Annotated in this window: 5 protein-coding genes; 4 read left to right on the top strand and 1 reads right to left on the bottom strand. The window is 25.2% G+C overall.

Annotated elements, in window-relative coordinates; genetic code table 11:
* Positions 1–17 precede the first annotated feature (17 nt).
* From ftsY to metE, 3 genes are all read left to right on the top strand, one after another.
* A complete protein-coding gene (gene ftsY, locus D9V78_RS00110) occupies positions 18–1034 on the top strand; it encodes a signal recognition particle-docking protein FtsY (RefSeq protein ID WP_158350232.1) in 1017 nt (338 codons plus the stop codon).
* 167 nt (positions 1035–1201) lie between these two features.
* Positions 1202–2053, top strand: a complete 852-nt coding sequence (rpoH, locus tag D9V78_RS00115) for an RNA polymerase sigma factor RpoH (protein ID WP_158350234.1) — start codon at positions 1202–1204, stop codon at positions 2051–2053.
* 332 nt (positions 2054–2385) lie between these two features.
* Entirely contained in the window at positions 2386–4659 is a 2274-nt protein-coding gene (gene metE, locus D9V78_RS00120) for a 5-methyltetrahydropteroyltriglutamate--homocysteine S-methyltransferase (protein ID WP_158350237.1), read from the top strand.
* Positions 4660–4733: 74 nt separating this feature from the next.
* On the opposite strand, the gene purH is transcribed toward metE, so the two are convergent.
* Positions 4734–6329 carry a bifunctional phosphoribosylaminoimidazolecarboxamide formyltransferase/IMP cyclohydrolase gene (gene purH, locus D9V78_RS00125; protein WP_158350239.1) on the bottom strand — a complete coding sequence of 532 codons (1596 nt, stop codon included), beginning with the start codon at positions 6327–6329 and terminating at the stop codon, positions 4734–4736.
* A 178-nt stretch (positions 6330–6507) separates the two neighbouring features.
* Between purH and D9V78_RS00130 the strand changes: the two genes are divergently transcribed.
* On the top strand, positions 6508–6999 hold a 492-nt coding region (locus D9V78_RS00130), incomplete at its 3' end, for a TIGR00645 family protein (protein WP_158350954.1).

A 6999-nucleotide genomic window follows, 5' to 3' on the forward strand; every position in this document is an offset into this window, starting at 1 on the left:
TTTTTTCGGTATAATTTATGAAAAATAATAAAAGCATATTTTCTTGGTTAAGTTTCTTTAAAAAAAAACCCTCACATAATATAACTGATACTAATGTAGTATTAAATCATCAAAATCAATGTATAGATAATCCGATAGGAATATCAAATCAAAAAAATAATTTGTTTTTTAAAATCAAGAATTTTTTTTTTAAAAATAAAATTAATGATATTTTTTTTACACAACTAGAAGATAAATTATTGAAATTTGATTTTGGTGCAGAAGTATCAAGGAAAATTATTAATAATCTTATTAAAAAATACAAAAATCGTTTATTAGAAAATGAACAAGATGTATATTTTGAATTACAAAATAATCTTTTTTCTATTCTTAATCGAAATTATTGTGATAAAAATTTTATTTCTCATGGCATTGAAAATAATTTATATGTTATTTTGTTAATTGGTGTAAATGGTGTTGGTAAAACTACTGTAGCAGCTAAATTAGCATATTTTTATAAAATATTAGGTAAATCTGTTGCATTAGTTGCAAGTGACACTTTTAGGGCAGCTGCTATAGAACAGATAAATTGTTGGGGGGATAAACTTTCGATTCCAGTATTTTATAAATCATATGGAAGTGATCCTTCTTCTGTTATTTTTGATTCAATAGAATTTGCACATGATAAAAAAATAGATGTTTTAATTATTGATACAGCTGGTAGATTGCATAATAAAGTTAATTTAATGCAAGAATTACAAAAAAATGTTCGAGTAATTCAAAAAAAAATTTCTTATGCCCCGAATGAAATTTTCTTGGTTTTAGATGCTCGTAATGGACAAAATTCTCTTATACAAACCGAATTATTTTCACAGAAAATAAATAATATTACAGGAATCATATTAACGAAATTGGATGGTACTGCTAAAGGAGGTATAATATTTGCTATATTAGAAAAATTTAGTATACCGATTCGATATTTTTGTAATGGCGAAAAAATATCTGATTTTTACAAATTTAATGCCAAAGATTTTATTAAAAGTATGTTTTATTAAATGCATATTATATTTTTATCATCGTAATGTATTTTTATTATTAAAATTTTTTAATATAAATATTATATATTTTTATTGTTGTTATTTTTTTTAAATTGTATTAATGATGTCATGTTTTTGGTTTATATATCTATCACTTTTTTATAGAAAAAATAGGAATTTGAATAATGTATTATACAAAATGTTTAAATAAACTTTCTTTAAAAGATTTGCCCTCTTATATTCATACAGTGAATAGATGGAGGATGTTATCTTCTCAAGAAGAGCGTGTTTTAACAGAACGTGTATATTATCATTCAGATATATCAGCCGCTAGAACTGTTATTTTAGCTAATTTAAGATTTGTAGTACATATTTCTCGTAGTTACTTAGGGTATGGATTTTCACAGTCTGACTTAATTCAAGAAGGTAATATTGGTTTAATGAAAGCGGTGCGTCGATTTAATCCAAATATCAATGTACGTGTTATATCTTTTGCTGTACATTGGATTAAATCAGAAATTCATGAATATATATTAAAAAATTGGCGTATTGTAAAAGTTGCAACAACAAAAATACAAAGAAAATTGTTTTTTAATTTACGTAAGACAAAAGTTCGATTAGGTTGGTTTACTGGTGGAGAAATTAAAATTGTTGCAAGAGATCTAGGTGTAAAATATCAAGATATTCAAGATATGGAATCAAGAATGTTAATTCAAGATATTACTTTATGTACTGATGTAAAAAAAAATAATCAACATTTTAAAATAAAAAATTTTATACCTTATTTACAGGATTATAAATCTAATTTTTCTAAGCAATTAGAAAGATATAATTGGGATATTCATGCAGCTAATAAATTAAATCACGCAATATTAAAGTTAAATGAACGAAGTCGTTACATTATATATTCGAGATGGTTAAGTAAAAAAAATAAAATTACTTTATATGATATTGCATGTAAGTATAAGATTTCTGCAGAACGAGTTCGTCAACTTGAATATTGTGCTGTAGAGATTATTAAAATAGATTCTGATTAAAATTATCGAATAATATTACATATCTTTAAAAACGAAAATTGCATATTTTAATTTATATTTTTGTAATATGGAGTATAAATTAAAATGATTAATTTTTTATGTGTAATATACGAATATTTTTATCATTTGCGTATTTTTTTTTTTTTTTTAAATTTTTATATTTCAAATGTATAGTATTCATATCTTAAAAATTTTTTATCAAGATATTTTCATGAAATATAATATTTCATATTTAAATTGATGATGGTGTAATTAATATTAATATGATATAATAAATCATTATTAAGGGAAATTATAATAATATTTATTTTTAAGTTCATAGGATGTTATTTATGCCCATTATGAATCATATTTTAGGATTTCCCAGAATAGGTTCTCAGCGGGAATTAAAACAAGCTCAAGAAAGTTACTGGTCTAATCAAATTTCACGAGAACAACTGTTAAAGATAGGTTTAGATTTACGGTTACAGCATTGGAAAAAACAAAAAGAATCAGAGATTGATTTTGTATGTGTAGGTGATTTTTCCTGGTACGACCATGTTTTGTCAACAAGTATGTTATTAGGGAATATTCCAGAAAGACATAAAAATGTCAATAAATGTGTAGATTTAGATACATTATTTTATATTGCTCGGGGAATAGCACCTAACAGAAAGCCAGTTGCAGCTGCTGAAATGACTAAATGGTTTAATACAAATTATCACTATATAGTGCCCGAGTTTGTTCAAGATCAAACATTTAGCATAACATGGTGTCAATTGTTTCATGAAATTGATGAAGCTTTAAACTACGGATATAAAGTAAAACCGGTGATTTTAGGACCAATAACATATTTATGGCTAGGTAAAACTAAAGGTAAAGATTTCAATCGTTTAGATCTATTAAGAAATTTAATACCAGTATATCAAGAAATACTTTCTAAAATACACGAAAAAGGTATTGATTGGATACAAATTGATGAACCTATTTTATCATTAGAACTTTCTGATGAATGGTTAAAAGCATTTGAATTATCTTATTCATTTTTTTCAGGTAATTATAAATTATTATTAACCACATTTTTCGATGGTATAGAACATAATTTAAAAACAATTGTTAAATTACCTGTTGATGGTTTACATGTTGATTTAGTACATGGTAAATATAACCTTGTTGAATTAAATAATTTAGTTCCTGAGCATTGGATATTATCATTAGGTGTAATTAATGGTCGTAATATTTGGAAATCTGATTTAAAATATTGGTTTAATATTATTCGAACAATGTTAATGGTTCGTAAGCATGTTTGGGTTGGTGCATCGTGTTCATTTTTACATTGTCCAGTTGATTTAAATTCTGAGAAAAATATTAGTATTGAGGTAAAAAATTGGTTTTCTTTTGCTGTACAAAAATGTTATGAGATAAATTTATTAACTAAAGCTTTAAAATCAGATAATGTCAGTATCTTAGAAGAGTGGAGTAATTTGTTATATACACATAATTATTCTAATCAAGTAAATAATCCATTTGTCCGATCAGCTATTAATAAAATACATAAAAGTGATACTGTACGCAGTGTACCTTACGTTATACGTGCTAATTTACAAAAAAGAAAATTTGGTCTTCCATTATTACCAACTACAACTATTGGATCATTTCCTCAAACCAATGATATTCGAAAATTACGTCTTGATTATAAAAATAAAAACATTAATTTTGACGATTATAGCGCAGAAATAAAAAAACATATTAGAAATGTTATTTCCACTCAAGAGGAATTAGAACTTGATGTATTAGTACATGGTGAATTTGAACGAAATGATATGGTTGAATATTTTGGTGAACATTTGCATGGTTTTGTATTTACAGATTTTGGTTGGGTTCAAAGTTATGGTTCTCGTTGTGTTAAACCCCCTATTATTGTTGGTGATGTATATCGGTCTAAAAAAATTACTACGGAATGGTTGCAATATGCACAATCTCTAACGAAGAAACCAGTCAAAGCTATGTTAACTGGCCCTGTTACTATTCTTTCATGGTCATTTTTAAGAGAAGATTTACCTAAACAGATTATATGTAATCAAATTGCGCTAGCTTTACGTGATGAAGTATCTGATTTAGAAAGTGGTGGTATACATATTATTCAAATTGATGAACCTGCATTACGAGAAGGTTTACCATTAAAAAAATCTGAATGGAATGAATATTTATCCTGGGCTACGAAATCATTTCGTATTACTTCTTCTAAAGTTCAAGATATTACGCAAATTCATACACATATGTGTTATTGTGAGTTTCAAGATATTATGGATGCTATTGTAGAATTAGATGCTGATGTGATTACTATTGAAACTGCTAGATCCGATATGGAATTATTAAGATTTTTTAAGAAATTCAAGTATCCTAATGAAATTGGTCCTGGAGTTTATGATATTCATTCACCAAATATTCCGACTATATCGGAGATAGAAAGTTTATTAAGTGAAGCAATAAAGTATATTCCTATAGATCGTTTATGGGTGAATCCTGATTGTGGATTAAAAACAAGAAATTGGGAAGAGACAAAATTAGCATTAAAAAACATGGTGATTGCAACAAAAAATATGCGCAAGAAAAATAATAGTTAATTTTATTATTGGATTTTATTATATAACTCAAGGGGGAAATATACCCCTTTTTTTTATGTTTTATCAAAAATTTTTTAGTGTCTAAATGTTCTTTGATGAGTAAAAATCATACAAATTTGGTATTCGTCGACTGCTTGTATTACTTCTTGATCTCGAATAGATCCACCTGGTTGAATAATGCAAGATATGTTTTGAATATTTTTTTTACATTCGTCAATACTATCACGAAATGGAAAAAATGCATCGGATCCTACAATAATTTTATGATCTTCGAGTTTGAATTTTTTTTTATTTTCATGATATCTTAAATTTGCAATTTTTACTGATGTTAGACGACTGGTTTGTCCTGCACCAATTGCAATAACATTGTATTTATTAGTATACACAATAGCATTAGATTTGACAAATTTGGTAATTTTCCAACAAAACATAGCATATTTCTTTTCTAGTTCGTTAGGTTTTTTTTTACTTACTATTTTCCATGATTTATCATCACTGATATTATGTATTGTTTCTTGTACTAGTAAACTATGATTTATAGTTTTATATTCTATTGTAGATAATTTGTTTTCATCATAATTATTATAAATAATTAACTTAATTTTTTTATTTCTTTGAATAATTTTCAGTGCATTAATAGTAATCGCAGGTCCAATAATTAGTTCAACAAATTGTTTTTTTATAATCGTTAGAATAACTTGTTGAGTAATAATTTTATTAAAACCAATAATTCCGCCAAATGCTGAAATAGAATCGGTATTATATGCATTTAAATATGCTAACTCTTGAGTAGAAGCACTTGATGCACCACATGGATTTCCATGTTTAATAATTACACATGATGGATCAGAAAATTGATTTACACATTCAAATGCTGTATAAGCATCATATATATTATTATAAGATAAATCAGATCCATTAAGTTGTTTGATATTGTTAATGTAATCTATTTGATTTATGTTATGATTAGGTGTATATAGTGCTGCTTTTTGGTGTGGATTTTCACCATATCGTAGTTTTTGTTTTTTTTCGTATGTCATGAAAATTTTTTCTGGTAAACTGAATTTTTTATTTTTACAATCATGTATTGTATTATTTAAATGATTTAAAATTGATAAATCATAATTCGCAGTATATTCAAATGCTTTTTTTGCAAATTTTAATCTATCGGAGAGGCTAATATCTTTTTTATCATTTATCATATCTAAAATATATTGATAATCATTAATATCGACTATTACAATGGTGTTTTTGTAGTTTTTTGCTGCTGCCCTTATCATAGCTGGCCCGCCTATATCGATATTTTTTACAATATCTATATTATTGGAATCACATAATGTATTTAATGGGTAGAAATTTACTATAATTAAATCGATTATAGTAATATTATATTTTTTTATTGTTGATTTATTATTTTTTTTTGTTCCTAAAATACCTCCGAAAATTTTTGGATGTATTGTTTTAATTTGCCCATCAAGAATTTCTGGGTATTGAGTAATTTCAGATATATTTTTTGTTATGATTTGATTTTTTTTTAAAAAATGATTTGTTTTATTAGTAGAGAATATTTGTATTTTTTTTTCAAATAATTTTCTAGCAACAGGGAGAAGTTCATTTTTATCAAATACACTAATTAATGCGGTTTGAATTTTTTGATTGTTTAAATTCATTTTTTTTCCTAATAATATTTTATATCAAATATTTAAAAACGTATTGTATATTTGAAAGATTGTTTCATATTTAATTATATTTTTATGTATTAATATGACATTTGATAAATCGATGTTTATATATTTTACACTATATATGCCATTAAAAATTTAGTTTAGTAATAGGAGATAGTTTTACATGGAAGAAATGATTGAAAAAATGATATATGCATCTCGTTGGTTAATGTTTCCTGTATATATTGGATTATCTTTCGGTTTTATATTATTAACACTTAAGTTTTTTCAGCAAATAATTTCAGTTATACCAGAAATTTTAATTATGTCAGAATCTGGATTAGTATTGGTTGTTTTATCATTAATTGATATATCTCTAGTTGGTGGGTTATTAGTTATGGTTATGTTTTCAGGATATGAAAATTTTATTTCCAAAATGGATATTCATGATAGTGAAAAACGATTGAGTTGGATGGGAACGATGGATGTGAATTCTATTAAAAATAAAGTTGCATCTTCTATAGTAGCAATCTCTTCTGTACATTTATTGCGATTATTTATGGAAGCAGAAAAAATTTTAGATGATAAAATTATGTGGTGTGTTATTATTCATTTAACATTTGTATTATCTGCTTTTGGTATGTCATATATTGATAAAATGACAAAAAAAAATATT

Origin of the sequence: Buchnera aphidicola (Sarucallis kahawaluokalani) (genome assembly GCF_005080725.1) — a bacterium.
GTDB lineage: Bacteria > Pseudomonadota > Gammaproteobacteria > Enterobacterales > Enterobacteriaceae > Buchnera_L > Buchnera_L aphidicola_AF.

Bases quoted from the DNA above. Each gene is read 5' to 3' on its own strand.
- ftsY (WP_158350232.1), top strand. From the start codon at position 18: ATGAAAAATAATAAAAGCATATTTTCTTGGTTAAGTTTCTTTAAAAAA.
- rpoH (WP_158350234.1), top strand. From the start codon at position 1,202: ATGTATTATACAAAATGTTTAAATAAACTTTCTTTAAAAGATTTGCCC.
- metE (WP_158350237.1), top strand. From the start codon at position 2,386: ATGCCCATTATGAATCATATTTTAGGATTTCCCAGAATAGGTTCTCAG.
- purH (WP_158350239.1), bottom strand. From the start codon at position 6,329: ATGAATTTAAACAATCAAAAAATTCAAACCGCATTAATTAGTGTATTT.